Consider the following 21155-nt stretch of genomic DNA (forward strand, 5'->3'; position numbering starts at 1 on the left):
TCAGCGGGGTCGGTAACCATATTGGATGGCCAGTTGCCGCGGGTCGGCGCCGAAGAAGTAGGCGGCGCGCAGGCGCCACATCAGGAAGATGGTCCTCCACACGCCATGGCGCTCCCAGCGCCGCGCCGAAGTCGTCACCCGCTCGCGCAGGCAGGCCGGCGGACCGTGGACCTTGAGGGCGCGCGAGATCGCGATGTCTTCCATCAGCGGCAGTTCCGGAAAACCTCCGACCTGGCGGAACAGATCGTGGCGCACGAACAGCGCCTGGTCGCCGGTGGCAATGCCGGTCCAGCGCGAGCGCAGGTTCATCATTGCGGACACCACGCGAAGCAGCGGCCGCGGGCTGTCGATCCGCACGTCGAAGCGTCCCCAGAAGAACGGTCCGAGCGTGGCGCGACGCACCAGCACATCGGCGTGCTCGGGCAAGACGGAGTCGGCATGCAGGAACAGCAGCGCGTCGGCCGGGCAGGCCGCGGCGCCCGCATTCATCTGCGCCGCACGGCCGCGCGGCGCGAGCAGCGCGAGGTCGGCATGCTGCCGGGCGATCTCCAGCGTGTCGTCCTGACTGCCTCCGTCCACGACGACAACGCGCGCGCCGCGCTGCCGATAGGTCTGCAGCGCCTGCAGGCGCGGCGCCAGTGTCGGGGCCTCGTCCAGCACCGGGACGACGATGCACAGCGCGGGTCTCATGCGGCCGGAACCCGCGTGTCGTCGTGCCAGGCGAGTGCACGGTGGTTGAAACCCGAGGCAATGGTCGGCTTGATCACGGCAAAGTAGGGCGAGACATCGAAGTCGCGTGGCGCGAACAGGCTGTGGTGGCGCACGTGCAGGATCTCGTCCATGCAGCCTGGGCACATCGGGTCGGTGGACGGAACGTTCTCGATAAGCGGCAGGATGGGGTAGCGCACGGACTGGAAGGCCTGGGCAATGAGGGTGGAGCAGATGGCGCGGGTCGGGTCCCCGCTGCCCAGCGACAGCATGCGGCGCCGCCAGCGCACCGGCACCGGGGGCGTCGGCAACAGGTAGCGTGCCAGATCGACGACGTTCTTCAGGTCGTACTGGTGACCCAGGCGTGCCATCGCATGCTGGACGAGGGCATCGACCTCACTCGCGTCCAGGCCCACGGGCCGGCACACGCGGCAGTGCAGTCCGGCGTACTCGGCCACGCTGACCAGCCGCACGCCCTCGCGCAGGTCGGCTTCGAGAAAGCAGAGTGGGCGACCGTGCGCATCCGCCCGGCCATCCGCATCGCCCACGAACAAGGCCGCGTGGGACCAGGTCGACTGGGTCAGGTACTTGATCGCCACGCTGAATCGGCTCTGGCCCTCGACGAGCAGCACATCGCCGGGCTGCAGGCAGGCCATCAGCCGCACGGGATCCGTGGGCGCAGCCAGGCTGTGCGTGTGGTGGGTCTGGCTCAGGTAGCGGCTCAGGCGTTCGCCGAGCCAGCGGGTGATGCCGTCGAGAAGGCTTGCCATGGGGTGGATGGGGCCGCGTCGCCCTTCAACGGGCGTCGTTGAGCGCCCAGTCGTAGTCCAGGAAGGCCAGCTTGTAGCGGCCGGCGCGGATCTCGGCCTGCGCCTGGGGCGTTGGTCCCAGCACCTCGGCATGGCGGGCGAACAAGGTCTGCAGCGAATCGATGCCCTTGTGCCCGCGCTCGAAGTCCTTGCGGTACCAGTCGAAGATCTTCGATACCGACAGGGTCGCCGTGCCGGCATCGAAGCGGTTGCGCGACCGGTCGGACAGGAAGCGGTGCAGGGCGTCGTCGAGCTGCGCATCGAGCCGCTCCGCCACGAAGGCCTCGTTGCGCAGCATCGGACAGCCGATGGAGGCGCAGACCACCGCCACGTGGATGCGCGGGTCGTCGAAGACCCCGGGGGCGCGGATCATCTCGTGCTCCACCTCGTCGAGCGAGCGCTCTTGCCCCAGCAGGCGGAAGAACTTCTTCTTCCACGGGCTCTGCACGAAGCTGCCCAGGTCCTTGATGGACTTCAGGTCCGGGTAGCGCGAGAGGATCAACTCGACCGTGAACGTGTTGTAGGCATTGATGAGGAAGGCCAGTTGCTGGGCGCGCGTCCACGTGCTGTAGCTCGCCGGGGCGACGGCCGACAGGCTGTCGAGGTAGGCCTTGAGGGCTGGGCGCTGCGTCTGCAGCGCGGCATAGCGCAGCGTCGACGCGTTGCCGCTCGGGGCGACCACCACATGCTGCTTGAGCAGCGCGTCCCAGGCGGCATGCCGGTGGTCGAACCCTCCGGCAGAACTCTGGGCCCAGGCCGGAATCGCCCGCACCATCAGCGCGACCGGCACGGCGCCGATCAGGACACGGCGGCGCCGGGACACGGGGTCGGTTCGAGTGAGGCAGGCAGGTGTCATGGCTCGGTGGGGTCGGCGCCTTCATCGGCGGACATGCCGGTGAAGCGGTAGTAGAAGGCCCCATCGATGACGGGACGCGATTGCGTGACGTGCTCGATCAGGCCGAACTGCATCAGGCGGTGCAGCAGCACCCAGGCGTCGTGGCGCTTCAGGCCTTGCACGGCCACCAGGTGGTCCACGGCTTCCGAGCCGACCCAGCAGCGCGGATAGGTCTTGCCCAGGTAGCTGCGGTCGGCGATGGGGACGCCGCGGCCCGACACCAGTGCTGTCAGTGCGTCGCCGAGGTCGATGGCGTCTGCCGCCACCGAGATGGCCAGGCGGTAGTAGAGCTTGTCGTCGAGGAAGGGATGTTCGTGCGCCACATGCACCAGCAGCCCGAGCGACATCAACGCCTGGCCCATCGCAAGCGCCTCGGGCGCCGACCGCTTGAAGTGGCGAGCCATCCAGGCCACGGCCTCGCTGCCCACGAAGCAATCCGGGTAGCGCTGCAGCCGCCAGGTCCGGTCGCCGATGTCCAGCGAGCGGCTCAGCAGATCGCCCAGCCCTTCGGCGGACAGGCCGCTGAGCGCGCGGATCGTGGCGCGCGGGGAGCTGGTGTCGCGTGCGTCGTTCATCACCCGCGCATAGCGGGCCAGCTCGGCCGGCGTCACCGGTTCGAGCGCCAGCGCGCGGGCCACGAGGTCGAGTGCGCTGCGCAGGCTGCCCTCGCAGTCCATCGGATCGAACTCGGGAATCAGGTCGGCGAAGCCCAGCTTCTGAACCCAGCGCCGATCGGCTTCACTGAGGTGCCCCATGCCCGGGCCTGGGGCCAGTCTCGTGAGAACGATGCGGCGGCGGCTTTCGCCGCGCGGCAGGGTGGCGTCCAGTTGCAGCAGGGTCGGCACCGTGGTCGAGCCGCCGCGTGAAATGTCGACGAAAGCCAGGGCATGGGGCTTGTCGGCCAGGCCGCGCAGCACCGTGTCGCGTCCCCGTCGGTCGGTCGGCAAGGGTGTCGGTGCCAGGCGCATGGCCATCAGGCCGGCCCGCAGGGCCGCACGGCCAGCGACATCGGGCAGGTCCAGCAGGACGGTGGATTCGGAGAGGCGTGCCATGGCGAACGCCCGTCAACCGCGCCGCCAGGCGTGAAAGCGCTCGACCCAGGCCAGCAGCGCCTGCGGCGCGTGTGCGCGCTTCCAGTTGCCGGCGGCGTATTTGTTGGCCTCGGCCAGCGTCGGGTAGGTGTGGATCGTGCCGAGGATCTTGTTCAGGCCGATGCCGTGTTTCATCGCCAGCACGTACTCGGCGAGCAGATCGCCGGCATGTTCGCCCGCGATCGTCACACCGAGGATGCGGTCCTTGCCCGGCACGGTCAGCACCTTGACGAAGCCGTGCGCCTCGCTGTCGGCGATGGCGCGGTCCAGATCGTCCAGGCCGTAGACCGTCACCTCGTACGGGATCTTCTTCTCCTTCGCCTCCAGCTCGTTCAGGCCGACCCGCGCCACCTCGGGTTCGACAAAGGTCGCCCAGGGGATCACGCGGTAGTCGGCGCTGAACTTCTTGAGGGGGTCGAACAGCGCGTTGACGGCCGCGTACCAGGCCTGGTGCGCGGCAGTGTGGGTGAACTGGTAGGGCCCGGCCACGTCACCGGCGGCGTAGATGTTGGGGAAGTTGGTCTGCAGGTAGCCATTGACCTCGACGGTGCGCCCGGTGGTCACGCCCAGTTCCTCCAGGCCATAGCCCTTGAGGTTGGCCACACGCCCGACGGCCACGAGGATGGCATCGAAGGGAATCTGCTTCTCCTGACCGCCAGCCTCGACGACCAGCACCTTCTCGAGCCCGCCACCCTGCACCCGAAGCGCCTTGTGACCGGTCAGCACGGTGATGCCTTCGGCGCGAAAGCGGGCTGTGACCAGCTCCGACACTTCCGAGTCTTCGCGCACGAGGACGCGCGGCAGCATCTCGACCTGCGTCACGCGCGATCCCAGCCGCGCGAAGGTCTGCGTCAGTTCGCTGCCGATCGGGCCGCCACCCAGCACTACCAGGCGCCCCGGCCGCTGGCGCAGTTGCCAGACGTTGTCGGATGTGAGCAGCTCGGTCGGGCCGAGTTCAGCCATGCCCGGAATTGGCGGCACGAAGGGCCGCGCCCCGGCCGCGATGACGATGGCGCGCGTGGTGAGGGTCTCGACACGGCCATCGCGGTGGGTAATCTCGACCTCCCACGGCGACACGATGCGCGCCGTGCCCTGCGCCACGTCGACGCCCAGGCCGGTGTAGCGCTCGACCGAGTCGTGCGGCTCGATGTCCTTGATGACCCGCTGCACCCGTTCCATCACTTCGCCGAAATCGAAGTCGGCGGTGGCGCCACGCATGCCGAATTCCTTCGCCCGCTGCACGTGGGAGAGGAACTTGGCAGATCGGATCAGCGCCTTGGACGGCACGCAGCCGGTGTTCAGGCAGTCGCCCCCTAGCGCGTGCTTCTCCACCAGCGTGACCTTGGCCTTGATGGCCGCCGCGATGTAGGCCGTGACCAGGCCGGCCGAGCCGCCGCCGATGACGATGAGGTTGCGGTCGAAGGACTTGGGCTTCTTGAAACGGGCGTAGATCCTTCTGGCCTTGAACATGTCGATGATCTTCTTGGCGACGAGCGGAAAGATACCCAGCAGCACCAGCGAGCCCAGCACGCCCGGCGAGACGATGCCGGACAGGGAGTCGATGCGGGCCAGCTGCGTGCCGGCGTTGACGTAGACCAGCGTGCCGGCGAGCATGCCGAGCTGGCTGACCCAGTAGAAGGTCCAGGTGCGCAGCGTGGTCACGCCCATCGCCAGGTTGATGACGAAGAAGGGCAGCACGGGCACCAGGCGCAGCGTGAACAGGTAGAAGCCGCCTTCCTTCGCGATGCCGGCGTTGAGGGCGGCCAGCCGGTCGCCGAAGCGCGACTGCACCCAGCTGCCGAGCAGCCAGCGTGCGGCCAGGAACGCGAGTGTGGCGCCGATCGAGGAGGCGAACGAGACGATCAGCGTGCCCCAGCCCAGCCCGAACAGCGCGCCGGCGGCCAGCGTCATTACCGCGGCGCCGGGCAAGGACAGCGCCGCCACCGCCACGTAGCCGGTGAAGAACACCAGTCCAGCCAGCAGCGGCTGGCCCGCGCGCCAGGCCTGCAGATCGGCCTGGCTGCTCTTGATGGCGGCCAGGCTCAGGAACCGGCCGAGGTCCAGCCCGAAGAACAGCGCCAGCAGCAGCACCAGCCCCACCAGCAACCACCACCGCTTGTCCAGACGCATCTCGTTCTTTCTTGGTTCGTCGAGGCATGTGCGCCTTCGCTGCTTCATAGACGCGCTGGCGGTACGGATCCTTACAGACGCCGGGGTGTAAGCAATTCACGCCGGCGTTCGTCCATGGGGGATCGACGACCAGGAGACCCGATGAACTCGACCCCCATCCATCCGCGCATCGGCATCTTCGGCGGCAGCGGCCTGTACCGCATGGAAGGGCTGACCGACGTTCGCGAGCAGGTCCTCGACACGCCTTTCGGAGCGCCGTCCGACGCATTCCTGCTCGGCCGGTTGGGAGGCGTGGACGTGGCTTTCCTGGCGCGACATGGCCGCAGCCACGGCTTGATCCCCAGCCAGATTCCGTTCCGCGCCAACGTCTATGCGATGAAGGCGCTGGGTGTGCAATATCTGCTGTCGGTCTCGGCCGTCGGCTCGATGCGCGAGGACATCGCGCCGCTGGACATGGTGCTGGTCGACCAGTTCATCGATCTCACGCGCAAGCGCGAAGGCAGCTTCTTCGGCGATGGCGCGGTGGCGCACGTCTCGCTGGCCGATCCGGTGTGCGCCGTCCTGCGCGACGTGCTGGCCGCTTCGTTTGCGGATACGGGGCTGGCCGATGTGCGCCTGCACACGCAGGGCACCTACGTCTGCATCGAAGGGCCGGCGTTCTCGACGCGTGCCGAATCGCGCTGGTACCGCAGCCTGGGCGCCGCGGTGATCGGCATGACCAACATGCCCGAGGCCCGCCTGGCCCGCGAGGCCGAGATGGCCTATGCCACGCTGGCGCTGGCCACCGACTGGGACTGCTGGCACCCGCACCAGGCCTGCGTCACCGCCGAGATGGCGATCGCCAACCTGCAGGGCAATGCACAGCGTGCGCAGCAGGTGCTGGCCCATGCGGTGCGCCGCATTGCAGCCAACTGGCCGGTGTCGGCAGCGCACAGCGCACTGGGCGCGGCGCTGGTGACGCCGCCGGCGGCCATGGCGGCCCCGGTCCGGGAGCGGCTGCACGCCTTGATCTCGCGCTTTCTGTGAAACCGGCTCGAAATCTGCGGCAGGCCTGTAAGACCTCGACGACCTGCCTCGTCTATTCGCCACGAAGGCCGTGCTCGGCACGGCGCTTCGGCCAGTCCCACCGCTAGGTCCATCCACTGTTTCAGGAGATTCCCATGACCCAAACCACCCCCAAGTTGCCCGCGATCGCCCTGGCCCTGGCGCTGGGCGCCGCGTTCACGGCCTTGCCCGCCGCCGCACAGATGGCCGACAAGGACAAGTGTTTCGGCGTCGCCTTGAAGGGCAAGAACGACTGCAAGGCTGGTGCCGGCACCACCTGCGCTGGCACGTCCAAGGTGGATCACCAAGGCAACGCCTGGTCGCTGGTCCCGAAGGGCACCTGCGAAAACACGGTCTCCAAGACCTCGCCCACAGGCTTCGGCCAACTTGCCGAGTTCAAGGAAAAGAAGGCCTGAGCGGCGGACCCTGCCGAGCACCCCGAGCCGCCGCCCATGTCTGCCGCTGATCAAGGCCTGCGCCACGCCACAGTCGGCTCGCCGGCCGCGGGCGTGCGCGGCGGCGCGCCCGGCTTGCCGTGGCGCGCCGGCATTGGCCTGAAGCCGGAGCACTTCCGCGAGGTGCTGGCCACGCGCCCGGACATCGGCTTCTTCGAGGTGCATGCCGAGAACTACATGGTCGACGGCGGGCCATTCCACCACTTTCTGGCGCGCGTGCGGGAACACTACGCGCTGTCTCTGCACGGCGTGGGCCTGTCGATCGGTGGCTCGGATCCGCTCGACGAATCGCATCTCGACCGGCTGGCCGCATTGATCGAGCGCTACCAGCCGGCTTCATTCTCCGAGCACCTGGCGTGGTCCAGCCACGGCGAGGTGTTCTACAACGACCTGCTGCCGGTGCCCTACGACCGGCAGACGCTGGCCCGCGTGTGCGAACACATCGACCGCGTGCAGGAGCGGCTCGGCCTGCGCATGCTGCTCGAGAACCCGTCGACCTACCTCGAGTTCGAGGCCTCGACGATGAGCGAGACCGCGTTCCTGCGCGAGGTGATGAAGCGCACCGGTTGCGGGCTGCTGCTGGACGTCAACAACGTGCACGTGTCGTGCACGAACCACGGGCGCGACGCGATGGCCTACCTGCGCGAGCTTCCTTTGGGAGCAGTGGGCGAAGTTCATCTGGCCGGTTTTGCGCGCGACCAGGACGCCGCCGGTGCGCCGCTGCTGATCGACAGCCATGGCAGCCCGGTGGACGAGGCCGTCTGGGGCCTCTTTGCCCACGTCATCGCGCAACTCGGCGCTGTGCCGACGCTGCTCGAACGCGACAACGACGTGCCTGCCCTGCAGACGCTCCTGGCCGAAGCCGGCCGCGCCGAGGCGACGATGGGTGCGCGGGCCGAACCGCGGCGCTGTGGCCTCTACTGGGGCGGCGCATGACAGGCGCGGCGACGCTCCCCGGCAGCCAGCGCGACTTCGCAGCTGCGCTGCTCGACCCGCAGCGCGCTGTTCCGCCGGGACTGCGCACCTGGAACGGCTCGGACCCGGCAGCGCGCCTGGCCGTGTACCGCAACAACGTCGTCAGCTCGCTGGTCGATGCGCTGGCCGACACCTTTCCGGTGGTCCAGCGACTGGTGGGCGTTGAGTTCTTCCGCGCCATGGCAGTCCTGTTCGTGCGTGAGTCGCCACCACGCTCGCAGGTGCTGGCGCACTACGGGCGCGACTTCCCAGCCTTCGTTGCCGCGTTCGAGCCGGCTCGAGGGCTGCCCTACCTGGCCGACGTGGCGCGGCTGGAGGTGGCGCGCGTGCAGGCCTATCACGCGGCCGATACGGAATTGATCTCCGACGAGATGGTGAGCTTGGCGCTGGCCAGCGGCGAGCGCATGGGCGAGCTGCGTTTGGTGCTGCATCCCTCGGTCCATACGCTCGCGTCGCCTCATGCCGTCGTGACCTTGTGGGCGGCGCATCAGGTGGACGGTGACGACGTTGCGCAGGTCGACGTCGACGCGCCGGAGAGCGCCCTGATCCTTCGCGTGGGCCTCGAGGTGCTGGTCCTGCCTTCGGCCCTCGGGACGGTCTGTTTCGTCGAGGCCGTCCGTGAGGGCCAGAACCTGGGTGACGCTGCGGCGCGCGCCATCACGGCCGCGCCCGGCTTCGATCTCAGCGGCACCTTGACCCAATTGCTGGCGCACGGCGCGCTGAGTGCTATCCATCTTCCACCGAGGTTGTCCTCATGACCACGTCCGCATCGTCCACCGCCCGTGCCGGCCATCGCGCCGCCTCATCCGGCGCTTCCTCCATGGCGCGACTGATTGATGCGGCCATCGGTGTGTTCGAGCGCATCCCGCACTCGCTGATCGCGTTCATCGCGCGCTTCTCGATCGCGGCGGTCTTCTGGAATTCAGGGCAGACCAAGGTCCAGGGCTTCGTGGTCAACCTGGTCTCCGGCGAGTTCAAGCTCGGCTGGCCGAGTCTGTCGGATTCGGCGCTGGCGCTGTTCCAGGACGAATACAAGCTGCCGTTCATTCCGCCCGAGTTCGCGGCGCCGATGGCGGCCACGGCCGAGCATCTGTTCCCGCTGTTGATCCTGATCGGCCTGGGGACGCGCTTCTCGGCCCTGGCCCTTCTGGGCATGACCCTGGTGATCCAGCTCTTCGTCTACCCCGGCGCCTACGCGACGCACGGCACCTGGGCCGCGGTGCTCTTGGTTCTCATCGCTCGCGGGCCAGGCATGTTGTCGGTGGATCACTGGCTCGCGTCGCGCCGGGCGGCGATCCGATGATGGCCGCCGGCCGACCACTTATCAGCCGTCGCTCGCCCGCCTGGTGCGCGACGCCACCCCATGTCGAGTCGCGCGCACGCGCCCCTCAACATGTCCGCACCGTTGCACGGGCTCGGTGAGGTCCCTTTCCTTCCCCTCGACTTGATCCATACACAGGAGATCTCCATGAGCAAGCTTTCATCCCACCTGACCAAGGCCTTGGCCTCGGCCGTGGTGACCGCCGCCGCACTCGGCGGCAACGTCATGGCCGCCACCTGCGCGGGCGCCAAGTGCGGCCCGAAGAAGATGGCGGCCAAGTGCGGCGCCTGCAGCGCCAAGGGTGCTGCCTGCGCGGCCAGCGGTGCCAAACACAAGATGAAGGCCAAGGCGAAATGCGGCGCGAAGTGTGGCGCCAAGTGCGGTGCCACCAAGGCCAAGTGCGGCGCCTGCGGCGCCAAGAAGTGACCCGTCGAACCCCACAACCTGAAGGAGACACGACATGAACTCACTTTCATCGACCCTCGCCCGCACACTGGCCTCCGCCGTCGTGACCGCCGCCGCCCTCGGCGGCTGCGCCATGATGTGCGGCGCCAAGAAGTGCGGCGCGGGTACTTCCGCGCAAGCCTGCGGTGCGTGCAAAGGTAAGTGCGGCGCCTGCAAGGGCAAGTGCGGTGCTTGCGGCGCGAAGAAGAAGTAGGAGCATCGCCACCAGTTGCCTCGGCTCCCGACCTGTTGTCGGAGCTGAGGCCGTATCGGATTTCACCTGCACCCCGGGATGAGTGCCCATCCATTGCTGCGCCGTCGTTGGCGGCAGGCGTCCGACGAAGTGTTTGCCTCGGACCTGAGGCAGGCACGCGACAGCGTGGCCGCGTTCAGCCAAACCACGGAGGCCTCGGGTTCCCTGCTGCAGAGCTGGATCGAAGGGCGGCCCGTCGTCGAGTTCGAGCACTATCCGCCCGACGATGTGGTCGACTTCCGCAACGGCTCGCAGTTCTACTACCACGCCCACCGCGACGGCGACCAGGAACACGGCCACCTGCACCTGTTCTGGCACGCTACCGCGTCGGGGCGACGCCGATACCTGCGTCCCGGCAATCCACGATGGGTTCGCACGGCGCCGACGCATCTGTTCGCGATCTCGCTCGATGCCCGGGGGCTGCCGGTGGGTCTGTTCACCGTCAATCGCTGGGTCACCGACGGTCACTGGTTCGATGCCGCGACGACGCTCTCGTTCGTCGACCGCTTTGCACTGGATGCTGTGGAAAGCCATGCAGCTTCGTGCCGCTGGCTCACCAACTTCGTGAGGCTCTACCGGCCCCTGATCGAAGCGATCCTGTTGAAGCGCGATGCTCGCCTGGCCCGACGCGCATCGCTCGAAGACGCATTGATCGACCACCGCCTGGAGGTGCTGAGTCTTCAGCCCATCGACTGGGCGGCCGACCTGGATGCGCTCGAAGCCGAGGCCGCACGGCGCGGCTTGTGACGTGGTGAGCTACCAGCGCAGCAGCAATGGACCCAGCAGGGCGCCCAGGGCTGCGGGGAGCAGCACCCCTGCCGTGTACCAGACCAGCACGAACAGCGGCGACAACTCTGGGCAGTACAGCGCATACCCCAGCGCACCCAAGCCGCCGGCGAACAGGCCCGCGGCGAAGCCTGCCCATCGTGGCCTGGTCGGCGCCAGGCCGCGCAGCGCCCACATGGCAGCGGCGAGTGCCGGCACCGAGAGTGACGCCACGCGCCAGGGGCAGGAGGTCCAGGACCGCCCGAGCAGCAGATCGAGGCGCTGTGTCTCACCGGCTTGCGTCCACACCGTGACCGCCAGCAACGCCATCGCCAGCACCACCCCGACGACGGCCCAGAGCGCCCGTCGCCACGGTGTGCCCGGACGGGCGATGCGGTCGACGAACCAGGCAGCGGACAGGATCAGCGCGACGACGTACCCAAGCTTCACTGCCAGCGCCACACCCATGTCCGTGAGGCTGGCATTCAAACCCAGTGCACCAATTGCACCGGCGATGCTTCCGGCAGCCCCCAGGCTTGCGGCCATCGCGACGCGGCGTTCCACCGCATGGCGGGGTGCCGGCCCGGCCTGGCGTGCCAGCAGCTCGACGAGTTGCTCGGTCTTCATGGCCTGCCCCGGATCAAGCCGGCCAGGCGCTTGAGGCCACGATGGACATTGACCTTGATGGCCGATTCCGACACACCCGCGCGCCGCGCTGCGTCGGCGACCGAGAGGCCCTCGAGCTTGGTGTCGACGATGGCCTGCCGCTGCGCCGCTGTCAGGCTGCCCAGAAGCTGTTCCAGGTCGTGCTGGACGCCGGCTTCTTCATGGATCGCCGGATGCAGGTCATCCGGCAGTTCGTCGAAGGACTCGAACAGACCTTCGCTGCGCCCACGGCGCCGCCACAGATCGACCAGCTTGTGGCGCGCGATGCCATACACCCAGGCCGTCACCGGAACGCTGGTGTCGTAGGTGCCGCGCTGCAGGTGCAGCGCCAGCAGGGTTTCCTGCACGAGATCCTCCACGTCAGGGGACAGGCCGCCCATGCGGCGGGCGAAGTAGCCGCGCAGCCGGTCGGCGATCAATGCCAGGGCTCGTCGATACGCGGCTTCGTCGCCCGCATGGGCGTCCAACCAGATCGGCCGCAGTTGATCTTCGAAGTCGTTGCGCAATCGTCACCCTGTATTTCGTCGGGCGCGGCGATCCGGTTACACGGACAGCCGAAAAAAAGTTCTGGCGTCGCTGTAACCGAAGCGCGATGTCAAACGAACTTGCCCTTCGTCGCGCTGGCGTTTCGGCAGCGCCATCTCCCACCCACCCCTCACCTGCTTGAAAGGCCGAACCATGAAGCTCGCCCGTCTCATTGTCGCCGCCGCCCTCGTCGGCAGCGCCGCGCTCGCCCACGCGCTCGATATCAAGCCCTATTCGGCAGACGCGCTTGCCAACGCGGAGAAGGCGGGCCAGCCCGTCGCGTTGCACTTCCGGGCCGACTGGTGCCCGACCTGCCGTGCTCAGGACAAGGCACTGCAATCCTTGAAGGCGGAGAAGGGCCTGGACATCACCGTACTGTCGGTCAACTACGACACCGAGAAGGACATGAAGCGCCGCTTCAAGATCAGTTCGCAATCGACCCTTGTCGTGCTGAAGGGTGACAAGGAATCGGCCCGACTCGTCGGCGACACGTCCTCGTTGAACATCATGATGGCTCTGAAGTCGGCACTCTGATCGTCGCCGGGCATGTCGATCGCACTCTCGCTGCCGCAACTGGGGCTGAGCCTGGCGGCGGGCGGATTGACCACGCTGTCGCCTTGCGTGTTCCCCTTGCTGCCGCTGGTGCTGGGCGGCGCGCTACAGGGCAACCGCTTCGCGCCGGTGGCGATGGGCGCCGGCATGATCGCCTCCTTCGCAGCCATCGGGATGGTGCTCGGTGCACTCGGCCCGTCCTTGGGCATCGACGCCGACACCGTGCGCACCGCCGGGGCGGCGATGCTGATCGCCTTCGCGCTAGTGATGCTGGTGCCAGCCCTGGGCGAACGCTTCACGCGATGGATGTTGCCGATCGCCAGCACGGCGAACGCCGCGTCGGCCAAGCTCGATGGCGGATCCGTCGTCGGCGCGCTGCTGCTGGGCGGCGTGCTGGGGCTGGTCTGGAGCCCGTGCTCGGGGCCGCTGCTCGGGTCGGCCTTGACGCTGGTGGCCAGCGAAGGCGGAGTCGCGCGCGGCGGGCTCGTGCTGGGCATTTTTGGGTTGGGCGCGGCAATCCCGCTGGTCGCCGTGGCCTATGCGTCGCGCAGAGGTTTCGTTGCCGTGCGTGACTGGGTGATGGCACGCATCGAACGCGTGCGCCATGTCTTCGCCGTGCTGCTGGGCGCCATGGGCGTGGCCATCCTGACCGGTGGCGACAAGTGGCTGGAGGCGCGCGTGCTGCAGTGGTTGCCGGACGCCTGGGTCAACCTGACGGTTGGCATCTGATTTCAACAAAGAGGGAGACCTGATGATCAAGAACACTCTGATCGTGGCGGCACTGGCCGCGGCTGTTGCCGGCTGCGCGACGCCGCCGCCCAATGTCCCGATGAAGGCGCTAATGACGGCGCCGGCGCCGGTCACCTTCGATGGCAACGTGGCCGGTCAGGCCACCGATTTCGTCTTCATGCTCGTGCCGGATTCGAACCCGGCTGCGCCGGGCTTCGGCATGCGCGCCGGCGAGTCGCTGCGGCTGGCGTTGCCGGCGGCCTTCAAGCGCAACACCACGGTAGCGATCAGCGCCGACACGGACGTCAACCTCGTCCTGACCAAGGGCTGGCCCCAGGGCGCGGTGAAGCTGGCCGGGCAGTACCGCGTCGGTTACGACGAGAAGGGCAATGCGATGGTCGTGACTGCGGCCCAGGACGTACCTGCCGAAGGCGCCAATGCGCCGGGCATCAAGGTCATCCACCTGCGCGGGCGCAGCTTCGTCAATCCGATGCCGGGCGACTTTCCCGTCCGTGTCGATCATGTCGCGAGCGACGGCAAGGTGCTGGCCACCTGGCAGGGGCAGCTCAAGGTGCTGGACAGCGCGCCGACGGCACGTCTGGCACCGACGAACTTCCATCTCGCGCCCGGCGTGAACAGTGACTTCCAGAAGGTGACCCCCGGTCAGGTCGCCCCGTACGCGCTCGGCCTGCTGCTGTGGGGAGCGCAGGGCGCTGCACTCAACGACGTCGGCATCGCGCCGCGCGACCTGACGCGCTTCCCGCGCTACACCGGTGGTCTGCTGGTGCAGGACAGCAATCACGACGGCAAGCTCGACCCCGCCACGGACACGGTGGTCGGCGGCATCATCGGCGCAGCACCGCAGGGCGCCACAGGGCAGGCGGCGACGAGCCCCATGGGAGCGAACGGCGCGCTGGTGCTGTCGGGTCAGACCGTGCGCCATGCCGCTTATCCGCCCGCCGCCGGCGGTGGCAAGCCGAATCCCGGGCTGCTGACCATCCAGTTCAAGGCGGGTTCGCTGCCGGGCTTGTATCGGCCGACCGTCGAGCTGATCGGCGGCAACGCCTATCAGTTCACGATCGAGGCGATCGCTCGCTGAAGTCGCTTGTTCCTACTGCCCTGGCCCGTCTGGAGGTCACCGACCGGCTGGGTCGCCGCGTTCGCCGCAACGTCGTTGTGACCGCTCGAGATCGTCCAGTTGCATGAGCAGCGATGTGCGGTCTTCGCGTGCGACCACGCGCCAGTGGCGACCGGTCAATGCGCCTTCCAGCGCCCACAGCAGGTTCAGGCTGGCGTTCGCCCCAGAAGCCTTGACTGCGAAGTAGGCGGCGACAGCTCCGAGTGCGCGCAAGTCCTGCTCGGAGTGGATGCCCACGCCGTTCAGCATGCGGACAGACGCGGGGCCGAGATTGGCGAGCGGCTTCATCATCGCGTTGCCGGCGCGCCGGTGAGGCTGCGAGCCCGCCAGAGCGGGTAGAGCCCCACCAGGCCGAGCAGCGGACCCGGCAACAGCAGCCAGGCGATGTGCGCACCCCAGTCACTCAGTTCGCGCGTGCCGAGGTGGATCGAGACCATGGTGATGGCGAACCCGATGGCATTCTGCAGGGCCAGTGCGCTTCCCAGCACCTCTGGCGGGCAGGCTCCGGCGGACAGTGCCGAGAAGTGAGGCGAGTCCGCCACCACGGCGCCGCCCCAGACCAGCAGCAGCCCGCCTGCAGCCCACGCGTTCCAGCCGGTGCTGACGGGATAGACCATGCAGCACAGGGCCGACACCACCAACGCAGTGGCCGCCACCCGCGCACTGCCGATGCGCTGGCTCCACCAGCCGCCGGCCATGCAGCTGACCGCGCCGATGCCGATGACGGCGAACGACAGGCCGAACTGCGCTGGTGTGCCGGTGCCGGCCAGACCGCTCAGCACGACCATGCTGGGCACCAGGGTCCACATCGCGTACAGCTCCCACATGTGCCCGAAATAGCCCAAGGCCGAGGCCCGGAACGCCGGCACCGAGAAGGCCCGCAGCACCTGACCCAGCCGCAAGGCCGGCGCATCGCGGCGGCGCTTGAAGTGAGGACCGTCGCCGAGCCACATGACCATCAGCGCGCCGGCCAGCGCCAGCGCCGACGAGACGCCGATCGTCGCCTGCCAGGAGGTGCCCAGGCCGGACAGTCGCACACCATGCGGCAGCGCGGTGCCCAAGGTGAGCATGCCCACCAGCAAGGACAGCGCCGCGCCGGCCTGTTGCGGCACCCAGCTCACCACGAGCTTCATGCCCAGTGGGTACACGCCGGCGAGGCATACCCCGACCGCGAAGCGCAAAGGCACGCCCGAGGACATGCCGTCGGCGAGCAGCGCGAACGCTCCGTTGAAGATCGCGCCCAGCGCGGCACAGAACGCGAAGATCCGGCTCGCTGGGAAGCGGTCGGCCAGCCCGGTCAGAGCAAAGGTCAACGTGCCGAGGATGAAGCCGGCCTGCACCGCATTCGTCAAGGCGCCGATCGCCGACGGCGCGATGCCCCAGTCGCGCACCAGATCGTCGGCCGCGCTGTTGACCGAGAACCACAGCGACGTGCCGAACAGCTGGGCGACCACGATGACAGGAACCGGCCGCCGAAGCATGGACGCACCTGCGGCAGGGGGTGGCGCTATGACCGCGAGAGCACGCGTTGCCGTAGCGCGTCGAAGTTGTCTTCGATGAAGTCGTACGCCATGTTCGGATTCGGGTCGGGCGGGCCTTCGGGCCCCCACTCATCGGGCCGCCGGACGAATGCGGTGCGAAATCCGGCCTTGTGAGCGGCGTTCAGGTCGAAGTTGTGGCACGCCACCATCAGGATCTGCGAGGGCTCGAGCGCCATCCAGCGCGCGGCGGTAGCGTAGGCCTGCGCATGCGGCTTGTAGACGCCGATCATTTCGCAGGAGATCACCGCATCCCAGGTGACGCCGTTGCGGCGCGACACATCGACCACCAACGCGGTGGGCAGCATCGTGAACGACACCACCGGGAACTTCTCGCGCAGCGCCGCCTGCGCAGCTGGAAAGTCCGGCCAGGCGTCGAGCTCGTGCCAGGCGCGCCAGAGGCGATGCCGCTCGGCGTCGTTGAAGGCGCTCAGGCCATGCTGGGCCAGCACCTCGTCGAGCGTGCGGCGGTGCACGTCGTCCATGTTGAAGCCTGGATGCTCCGTATCAGCGATGTGACCGACGATGCCCTTCATCGCGCGCCGTCGCCAGTCGTTCGCGACGGCATCCCAGTCTAGGCTGATCGCGTGAACGGCACCGACCTGCGACAGCGCGGCGACCAGCCCGCCATGCCAGTCCAGGACGGTACCGCCGGTGTCGAATGCCAGGGCACGGATGTCCATGGGCGGTCCCCTTGTCAGTTGGTTCGTGGTTGCGCGGATCTCGCGCGCACTCTACCGGTCAGCGCCTGCAAGCGCCTGGGCGGGCGAGAACTTCGGCCCCTGGCTGATGCGTTGGAAGTAGGACTCCCAGGCCGGCGTGCCGGGCGGCCATTGCGCCAGGAACTCGCGCTGCCACCGGTCTGCATCGAAGCGCACCGGCAGCAGTGACACCCATGCGCCGGCCATGTGTGATTCGTGCAGCACCGGGTGCGGCGAGGGCGTCGTCGCGATACGGGTGCACAAGCCGGACAGGTCGCCGCTGAAATTCGGCATGCCAGCCGCGCCGTTGTTCACGACGACGGCTTCTCGGCGCTCAGCGTGCCCCACCTGTCGCAGCGCCGGCAGACAGGTGTGCGTGCTGGCGAAGACGTCGACCTGTGCTGCTTCGAACACCGACTCTCGCCAAGCCGCCTGGGTTGGATCATCGAGTGCGTTCACGTCGAAGCGCCAGCCCGCGAGCGACTCGGCGTCGCCGTGCACGACGCCGACGCGGCATTCGCCGACGCGGTAGCGCGCGACCATTGGCAATTGGGCGATGCGCTGCAGCAGCCCGCCATGGCGCCGTGCCGTCGCCTTGAGCGTCGCGTGGATCCGGTTCGAGCGCTGCACCACACCGGCATCCACGCTGTCGGGGTAGGCGCAGCCGCAGCCTGCGTCGTCCAGCTGCGCGTCGAGTTCGGCTTCGACATTGCCGAGGATCGCATCGTTGGCCAGTACACGCAGGTTGATCTCCGCAAACGCCCGGTCGTCGACATTGAACCAGTTGAAGTCGCCGTTGAAGCACAGGGTGGGGGGCTGCGCCTCCGTGCGCGCCATCTGCTCGATGGCGTCGAGCGCGGGCACATTGCCGTAGAGCCCGCCGACGACATAGAGCGTCTGGGCTTCGCGCGTTTCGGCCGCGGCGATGGCGCGCGGCCCGTAACGGTAGCGTAGCGGGCAGACCCGACCCGGCGTGCTCATGCCGCTGATCCAGCGCTCGCGACGCCAGTGCCGGCCCGGTAGCGCGGCAGCAGCAGCGGCAGGAAGAAGCCCGCGGTGCACAGGGCCAGCCCATAGAGGTTCGTGCCAAGCAGGATCGCGTACTTGCCGCTGCCGATGGCCCAGGCTGCCGGGATCAGGTTCACGGCTTGCAGCACGCCCAACACGATGCCGGGCCAGAAGGCCAGGTGGAAGGACAGCGGCGAGTATCCGACCCGGCCCGAGAACAGGAAGATCGGCGCCAGGCCGATCACCATCGTGCCGCTGATGGTCGTGGCCTTGAGGATGTCGGTGCCGGCGATCATCGGCAGGTTGCCCAGCAGCGCAAAAGCCACCATCGTCAGCGAACCGATCGTCAAGGCCTTGGGCGACGGCAAGCGGCCGGCCAGCACCGGCAGGTCGCGTGCCACCAGTTTAGAGAGCGACGTGAAGGTCGAGTCCAAGGTCGAACCGGCAGACGTGACCATCACCACGATCATTGCGAACCAGCCGGCGAGCCCCAATCCGCGCGCCACGTCCGCGGGCACGTTGCCGCTGGCCGCGATGCCTTCGAGCCGCGCATGCACACCCACCAGGCTGAAGGCGAAGATCGCCACGAAGCCCAGCACGCCAGCGACGATGAAGGCGCGCAGCATGGCCTTCTCGCGCGTGATGAAGCCGCGGTCGGTCAGAACCGGGTCATGGAAGGGGTACGACAGGGTCTGCAGGAGTGCCACCAGCAGCAGGTCGCCACCCGCATCCAGTGCGAAGTGTCCTTGCGACAGCAGCACGCCGGGCGCGTGCGCCGGCAGCACGAAGGCCAGCACCACGCCCAGGAACAGGATGAACACGACGGCCTGGATCACGTCGCTGAAGATCGAGCTGCGCAGGCCGCCCTTCAGGCTGTAGAACAGCACTGCCGCGGTGAACAGCAGTGCCGCTCCGATGAAGCCGGCCGAGCCATTGGCACCGTAGTAGCCACCGACCACGGCGGTGTTGCTCCAGACCTCGTTGAACAGCCGCACCAGGATGGCCAGCGAGAACGCCAGTGCGGCGCCGCGGCCGTACTTGCCGATCAGGAAGGGCACCAGGCCGGTGGCTCCCTCGCGGGTGCGCAGGCGGTAGATCACCAGCCCCGCCACGGGGATTGACAGCCAGTAGGCGGCGTAGGCCAGCCCGCCAACCACGCCGTAGGTGGCGCCCAGGTTGGCCGCATTGGTCACGGACTTGGCGAAGATCCAGCTGATGAAGATGCTCAGCATCAGCGCCCACTCCGAGGCCGGTCTCCCCTGGTCATCGTGGCCGCGAAAGAAGCCGGCCTCGTCCTTCGAGCGCGGCACCACCAGGTACATCACGGCGCCGAAGACCAGCAGAAAGCCCCAGAAGAACAGTCCCTGCCATTCACTCATGTCGCGGTCCTCGAAGTCGTTGAATCAGGCGCCGCAGCTCGGCGCAGAGGCGGTCGTGGCCTCGAGGGCGCCGCCGCAGCTGGAACCCTGGCCGGCGGTGCAGCCGAAGCAGTGGTCGGCCACACGGATGGGGCGGTCGTCCAAGGCTGCAGCCGTGATGTCGGAGATGTGCAGACGGGGCTTGCCCGCCTGCTGGATCGGCAGGCCCAGCTGCTGGTTGAAGTCGCAGTCGTACAGGTAACCCTGCCAGTCCACGCTCACGAGGCTCCGGCACATCACCTGTTCGAGGTTGTCGTCCCGGTGTGCGCTGCGCAGCAGGTCCATGTAGCTGTTGAACTGGCCCTTGGACACCAGCATCGAGCCGAATCGCTGGATCGGCATGTTGGCCAGCGTGAACAGCTGGTTGAAGACGACACCGAAGTGCGCCGCCAGATGCCGCTTGTAGTCGCGCTCCAGCGCCTCCTGCGGCGGAGGCAGGCTGGCGCCCTGCGGGTTGTAGACGAGGTTCAGCGTGAGGGCGCTGCCCGGCTGGCCGTAGCCGAGGGCGTTGAGCCGTTGCAGGCCCCGAATGCTCGCGTCGAAGGTGCCCTTGCCGCGCTGGCGGTCGACGTTGTCTTCCAGATAGCAGGGCATCGATGCCACCACCTCGACGCCATGCGCGGCCAGGAACTCCGCCAGGCCTTCCTGGCCGGGTTCCTCCAGGATGGTCAGGTTGCAGCGGTCGATGACCCGCACCCCTCGGGCCCGGGCGGCCACGACCAGGTCGCGGAAGTGGCGGTTGAGCTCAGGCGCGCCACCGGTCAGATCCAGGGTGCGCACGTCCGGGCTGCCGGCCAGGAAGGCGATCACCGCATCGATGGTGTCGCGCGACATCTCCTCGGTGCGGTTCGGGCCGGCGTTGACGTGGCAGTGTTGGCAGCTCTGGTTGCAGCGGTAGCCCAGGTTGATCTGCAGGGTGTCGACCGTGCGGCGACGCAGCGCCGGAAAGTCGGTGCGGAGGAGAAGGGGGAGGGTGGCGTGCATGTCGATCCGTGGTGGCTTCCCCTTCCTAGACGGTCGCCGCGGCGATTCCTTACAGCTGGTGGAACCGTCGGCGTAAGAAAAATGAGGCATCGACCGTCTGAGTTTCTTGTCGAGCCGAATACCTCGCATCTGCGTGGCGTTCGGACCGCCGGACCTTGAGTTCTCGGCTGCCGGAGCCGAAAACGCCGATATCAGGAAAACCCCGAGGATTCCCCATGGCCGTCGAAAAGCGCGTCCTGCTCGCCCGACCGCATGCCTTCATCGTCAACCAGATGCGCCCCTTCCTGCTCGAGGCGGGTTACACACCCGTCGGAGCCCAAAGCGTGGAGCATCTGGCACAGGAACTGCGCGGGACCTTCCACGGTGCGATCATCTCGACGGCTGTCAGCTCGACCGTTGACGCCGATGCCGCGACGGTGTTCCGCCTGGTGCGCGAGAAGCTTCCCCGGCTGCCGATCGTTTTTGCGGGCATGGCGGACGCCGCCACGATGAAACTGAGCGCGGAGCGCGCAGTGAAGGCTTTGGTCAGCACGCCCACCATCACCAGCCCTCAGGACCTACGAATCTCGACCGCTGCGGACCGCTCAGCCACGTTCCTCGTGCTGCGCAAGGAAGATCTCATGCCGGGAGAGTCGCAGGAGGCTGCCATGCGCGCTTTGCGCACGCTCTTCGGTTAGAAACTGGACATGTCGACGATTCCACCGAATTCGACCCCTGGTGCTGCCGAGTGCGGCGACAGGCTGAGCCCGTCGTCCGTCATCGCACTGATGACCAGTCGGCGCATTGCATGGTCCGCGCTGAAGGTGTCGCTGGTGGTCGGTACGGTGCTGAACGTGGTCAACAATGGCGAACGACTGATGGCCCACGGCAGCGTGAGCCTCTGGCAGGTCGTCATGAACTTCGTCGTGCCGTTTTGCGTGTCGAGCTACAGCGCGGCGCGCAACGAAGTCCAGCGTGCAAAGGGCGGGTGAATGCGGCGCGCCTCGTCCCCATCTGTCGGACCGGT

Annotated in this window: 25 protein-coding genes; 12 read left to right on the plus strand and 13 right to left on the minus strand. The window is 67.9% G+C overall.

Annotated features, from left to right (window positions below; translation table 11 throughout):
• Genes AB7U92_RS00250 through AB7U92_RS00270 form a run of 5 tightly spaced genes read right to left on the minus strand, consistent with a single transcriptional unit; the run spans window position 1 to window position 5633 of the window.
• Window positions 1–690: a TIGR04283 family arsenosugar biosynthesis glycosyltransferase gene (locus AB7U92_RS00250; protein WP_428573554.1), complete on the minus strand. Its 690-nt coding sequence runs from the start codon at window positions 688–690 to the stop codon at window positions 1–3.
• Window positions 687–1478: a YiiX/YebB-like N1pC/P60 family cysteine hydrolase gene (locus tag AB7U92_RS00255; RefSeq protein ID WP_428573556.1), complete on the minus strand. Its 792-nt coding sequence runs from the start codon at window positions 1476–1478 to the stop codon at window positions 687–689. The genes AB7U92_RS00250 and AB7U92_RS00255 overlap by 4 nt, the downstream gene beginning before the upstream one ends.
• A gap of 25 nt (window positions 1479–1503) precedes the next feature.
• Window positions 1504–2340 carry a DUF547 domain-containing protein gene (locus AB7U92_RS00260; RefSeq protein ID WP_428573558.1) on the minus strand — a complete coding sequence of 279 codons (837 nt, stop codon included), beginning with the start codon at window positions 2338–2340 and terminating at the stop codon, window positions 1504–1506.
• A 29-nt stretch (window positions 2341–2369) separates the two neighbouring features.
• Complete coding sequence (locus AB7U92_RS00265; RefSeq protein ID WP_428573561.1) at window positions 2370–3464, minus strand: DEP domain-containing protein; 1095 nt, start codon at window positions 3462–3464, stop codon at window positions 2370–2372.
• Window positions 3465–3476: 12 nt separating this feature from the next.
• On the minus strand, window positions 3477–5633 hold the full coding sequence (locus AB7U92_RS00270) for an FAD-dependent oxidoreductase (protein ID WP_428573563.1): 2157 nt from the start codon (window positions 5631–5633) through the stop codon (window positions 3477–3479).
• 141 nt (window positions 5634–5774) lie between these two features.
• On the opposite strand from AB7U92_RS00270, the gene mtnP reads away from it, so the two are divergent.
• From mtnP to AB7U92_RS00305, 7 genes are all read left to right on the plus strand, one after another.
• Entirely contained in the window at window positions 5775–6659 is an 885-nt protein-coding gene (mtnP, locus tag AB7U92_RS00275; RefSeq protein ID WP_428573565.1) for an S-methyl-5'-thioadenosine phosphorylase, read from the plus strand.
• A 134-nt stretch (window positions 6660–6793) separates the two neighbouring features.
• Window positions 6794–7093, plus strand: coding sequence for a DUF2282 domain-containing protein (locus AB7U92_RS00280; protein WP_428573567.1), 300 nt, complete (start codon window positions 6794–6796; stop codon window positions 7091–7093).
• 36 nt (window positions 7094–7129) lie between these two features.
• Complete coding sequence (locus AB7U92_RS00285) at window positions 7130–8068, plus strand: DUF692 domain-containing protein (protein WP_428573569.1); 939 nt, start codon at window positions 7130–7132, stop codon at window positions 8066–8068.
• Window positions 8065–8865, plus strand: a complete 801-nt coding sequence (locus AB7U92_RS00290; protein WP_428573571.1) for a DNA-binding domain-containing protein — start codon at window positions 8065–8067, stop codon at window positions 8863–8865. The genes AB7U92_RS00285 and AB7U92_RS00290 overlap by 4 nt, the downstream gene beginning before the upstream one ends.
• A gap of 62 nt (window positions 8866–8927) precedes the next feature.
• Complete coding sequence (locus AB7U92_RS00295; RefSeq protein WP_428573630.1) at window positions 8928–9410, plus strand: DoxX family protein; 483 nt, start codon at window positions 8928–8930, stop codon at window positions 9408–9410.
• Window positions 9411–9575: 165 nt separating this feature from the next.
• Entirely contained in the window at window positions 9576–9854 is a 279-nt protein-coding gene (locus tag AB7U92_RS00300; RefSeq protein WP_428573573.1) for a hypothetical protein, read from the plus strand.
• A gap of 310 nt (window positions 9855–10164) precedes the next feature.
• Window positions 10165–10872: a DUF6969 family protein gene (locus AB7U92_RS00305; RefSeq protein WP_428573575.1), complete on the plus strand. Its 708-nt coding sequence runs from the start codon at window positions 10165–10167 to the stop codon at window positions 10870–10872.
• A 9-nt stretch (window positions 10873–10881) separates the two neighbouring features.
• Here AB7U92_RS00305 and AB7U92_RS00310 read toward each other — a convergent pair whose 3' ends face one another.
• Complete coding sequence (locus AB7U92_RS00310; protein WP_428573577.1) at window positions 10882–11517, minus strand: DUF1109 domain-containing protein; 636 nt, start codon at window positions 11515–11517, stop codon at window positions 10882–10884.
• On the minus strand, window positions 11514–12062 hold the full coding sequence (locus tag AB7U92_RS00315; protein WP_428573579.1) for a sigma-70 family RNA polymerase sigma factor: 549 nt from the start codon (window positions 12060–12062) through the stop codon (window positions 11514–11516). Before AB7U92_RS00315 ends, AB7U92_RS00310 begins: the two co-directional genes overlap by 4 nt.
• 172 nt (window positions 12063–12234) lie before the next feature.
• On the opposite strand from AB7U92_RS00315, the gene AB7U92_RS00320 reads away from it, so the two are divergent.
• From AB7U92_RS00320 to AB7U92_RS00330, 3 genes are read left to right on the plus strand one after another with little or no spacing between them, the layout of a single operon-like run.
• The gene (locus tag AB7U92_RS00320; RefSeq protein ID WP_428573581.1) at window positions 12235–12615 is read left to right on the plus strand and encodes a thioredoxin family protein; all 381 of its coding nucleotides are present in this window, start codon (window positions 12235–12237) and stop codon (window positions 12613–12615) included.
• 12 nt (window positions 12616–12627) lie between these two features.
• Window positions 12628–13362: a cytochrome c biogenesis CcdA family protein gene (locus tag AB7U92_RS00325; RefSeq protein ID WP_428573583.1), complete on the plus strand. Its 735-nt coding sequence runs from the start codon at window positions 12628–12630 to the stop codon at window positions 13360–13362.
• 43 nt (window positions 13363–13405) lie between these two features.
• Entirely contained in the window at window positions 13406–14461 is a 1056-nt protein-coding gene (locus AB7U92_RS00330; protein WP_428573585.1) for a hypothetical protein, read from the plus strand.
• A 36-nt stretch (window positions 14462–14497) separates the two neighbouring features.
• Here the strand turns inward: AB7U92_RS00330 and AB7U92_RS00335 are convergent, their stop codons facing one another.
• Genes AB7U92_RS00335 through arsS form a run of 6 tightly spaced genes read right to left on the minus strand, consistent with a single transcriptional unit; the run spans window position 14498 to window position 20149 of the window.
• Complete coding sequence (locus AB7U92_RS00335; RefSeq protein ID WP_428573587.1) at window positions 14498–14791, minus strand: TfoX/Sxy family protein; 294 nt, start codon at window positions 14789–14791, stop codon at window positions 14498–14500.
• Complete coding sequence (locus AB7U92_RS00340; protein WP_428573589.1) at window positions 14788–15981, minus strand: MFS transporter; 1194 nt, start codon at window positions 15979–15981, stop codon at window positions 14788–14790. Before AB7U92_RS00340 ends, AB7U92_RS00335 begins: the two co-directional genes overlap by 4 nt.
• A 26-nt stretch (window positions 15982–16007) precedes the next feature.
• Entirely contained in the window at window positions 16008–16721 is a 714-nt protein-coding gene (locus AB7U92_RS00345) for a haloacid dehalogenase type II (RefSeq protein WP_428573591.1), read from the minus strand.
• A 51-nt stretch (window positions 16722–16772) separates the two neighbouring features.
• Complete coding sequence (locus tag AB7U92_RS00350) at window positions 16773–17720, minus strand: hypothetical protein (protein ID WP_428573593.1); 948 nt, start codon at window positions 17718–17720, stop codon at window positions 16773–16775.
• A complete protein-coding gene (locus AB7U92_RS00355) occupies window positions 17717–19126 on the minus strand; it encodes a hypothetical protein (RefSeq protein ID WP_428573595.1) in 1410 nt (469 codons plus the stop codon). Before AB7U92_RS00355 ends, AB7U92_RS00350 begins: the two co-directional genes overlap by 4 nt.
• A 24-nt stretch (window positions 19127–19150) precedes the next feature.
• Window positions 19151–20149, minus strand: coding sequence for an arsenosugar biosynthesis radical SAM (seleno)protein ArsS (gene arsS / locus AB7U92_RS00360; protein WP_428573597.1), 999 nt, complete (start codon window positions 20147–20149; stop codon window positions 19151–19153).
• Between the two features lie 215 nt (window positions 20150–20364).
• On the opposite strand from arsS, the gene AB7U92_RS00365 reads away from it, so the two are divergent.
• Together AB7U92_RS00365 and AB7U92_RS00370 are read left to right on the plus strand one after the other, a co-directional pair.
• Window positions 20365–20826, plus strand: coding sequence for a hypothetical protein (locus AB7U92_RS00365; protein WP_428573599.1), 462 nt, complete (start codon window positions 20365–20367; stop codon window positions 20824–20826).
• Window positions 20827–20835: 9 nt separating this feature from the next.
• Window positions 20836–21120: a nitrate/nitrite transporter NrtS gene (locus tag AB7U92_RS00370; RefSeq protein WP_428573601.1), complete on the plus strand. Its 285-nt coding sequence runs from the start codon at window positions 20836–20838 to the stop codon at window positions 21118–21120.
• The last annotated feature ends 35 nt before the right edge of the window (window positions 21121–21155 follow it).

It is taken from the genome of Piscinibacter sp., assembly GCF_050175855.1.
Lineage (GTDB): Bacteria > Pseudomonadota > Gammaproteobacteria > Burkholderiales > Burkholderiaceae_C > Piscinibacter.

Excerpts from the sequence above, each read along its gene's own strand:
- AB7U92_RS00300 (WP_428573573.1), top strand. The coding sequence starts at position 9,576 with ATGAGCAAGCTTTCATCCCACCTGACCAAGGCCTTGGCCTCGGCCGTG.
- AB7U92_RS00295 (WP_428573630.1), top strand. The coding sequence starts at position 8,928 with ATGGCGCGACTGATTGATGCGGCCATCGGTGTGTTCGAGCGCATCCCG.
- AB7U92_RS00325 (WP_428573583.1), top strand. The coding sequence starts at position 12,628 with ATGTCGATCGCACTCTCGCTGCCGCAACTGGGGCTGAGCCTGGCGGCG.
- AB7U92_RS00340 (WP_428573589.1), bottom strand. The coding sequence starts at position 15,981 with ATGCTTCGGCGGCCGGTTCCTGTCATCGTGGTCGCCCAGCTGTTCGGC.
- AB7U92_RS00310 (WP_428573577.1), bottom strand. The coding sequence starts at position 11,517 with ATGAAGACCGAGCAACTCGTCGAGCTGCTGGCACGCCAGGCCGGGCCG.
- arsS (WP_428573597.1), bottom strand. The coding sequence starts at position 20,149 with ATGCACGCCACCCTCCCCCTTCTCCTCCGCACCGACTTTCCGGCGCTG.
- AB7U92_RS00350 (WP_428573593.1), bottom strand. The coding sequence starts at position 17,720 with ATGAGCACGCCGGGTCGGGTCTGCCCGCTACGCTACCGTTACGGGCCG.
- AB7U92_RS00265 (WP_428573561.1), bottom strand. The coding sequence starts at position 3,464 with ATGGCACGCCTCTCCGAATCCACCGTCCTGCTGGACCTGCCCGATGTC.
- AB7U92_RS00290 (WP_428573571.1), top strand. The coding sequence starts at position 8,065 with ATGACAGGCGCGGCGACGCTCCCCGGCAGCCAGCGCGACTTCGCAGCT.
- AB7U92_RS00285 (WP_428573569.1), top strand. The coding sequence starts at position 7,130 with ATGTCTGCCGCTGATCAAGGCCTGCGCCACGCCACAGTCGGCTCGCCG.
- AB7U92_RS00365 (WP_428573599.1), top strand. The coding sequence starts at position 20,365 with ATGGCCGTCGAAAAGCGCGTCCTGCTCGCCCGACCGCATGCCTTCATC.
- AB7U92_RS00335 (WP_428573587.1), bottom strand. The coding sequence starts at position 14,791 with ATGATGAAGCCGCTCGCCAATCTCGGCCCCGCGTCTGTCCGCATGCTG.
- AB7U92_RS00320 (WP_428573581.1), top strand. The coding sequence starts at position 12,235 with ATGAAGCTCGCCCGTCTCATTGTCGCCGCCGCCCTCGTCGGCAGCGCC.
- AB7U92_RS00305 (WP_428573575.1), top strand. The coding sequence starts at position 10,165 with ATGAGTGCCCATCCATTGCTGCGCCGTCGTTGGCGGCAGGCGTCCGAC.
- AB7U92_RS00345 (WP_428573591.1), bottom strand. The coding sequence starts at position 16,721 with ATGGACATCCGTGCCCTGGCATTCGACACCGGCGGTACCGTCCTGGAC.
- AB7U92_RS00370 (WP_428573601.1), top strand. The coding sequence starts at position 20,836 with ATGTCGACGATTCCACCGAATTCGACCCCTGGTGCTGCCGAGTGCGGC.
- AB7U92_RS00250 (WP_428573554.1), bottom strand. The coding sequence starts at position 690 with ATGAGACCCGCGCTGTGCATCGTCGTCCCGGTGCTGGACGAGGCCCCG.
- mtnP (WP_428573565.1), top strand. The coding sequence starts at position 5,775 with ATGAACTCGACCCCCATCCATCCGCGCATCGGCATCTTCGGCGGCAGC.
- AB7U92_RS00280 (WP_428573567.1), top strand. The coding sequence starts at position 6,794 with ATGACCCAAACCACCCCCAAGTTGCCCGCGATCGCCCTGGCCCTGGCG.
- AB7U92_RS00355 (WP_428573595.1), bottom strand. The coding sequence starts at position 19,126 with ATGAGTGAATGGCAGGGACTGTTCTTCTGGGGCTTTCTGCTGGTCTTC.
- AB7U92_RS00270 (WP_428573563.1), bottom strand. The coding sequence starts at position 5,633 with ATGCGTCTGGACAAGCGGTGGTGGTTGCTGGTGGGGCTGGTGCTGCTG.
- AB7U92_RS00255 (WP_428573556.1), bottom strand. The coding sequence starts at position 1,478 with ATGGCAAGCCTTCTCGACGGCATCACCCGCTGGCTCGGCGAACGCCTG.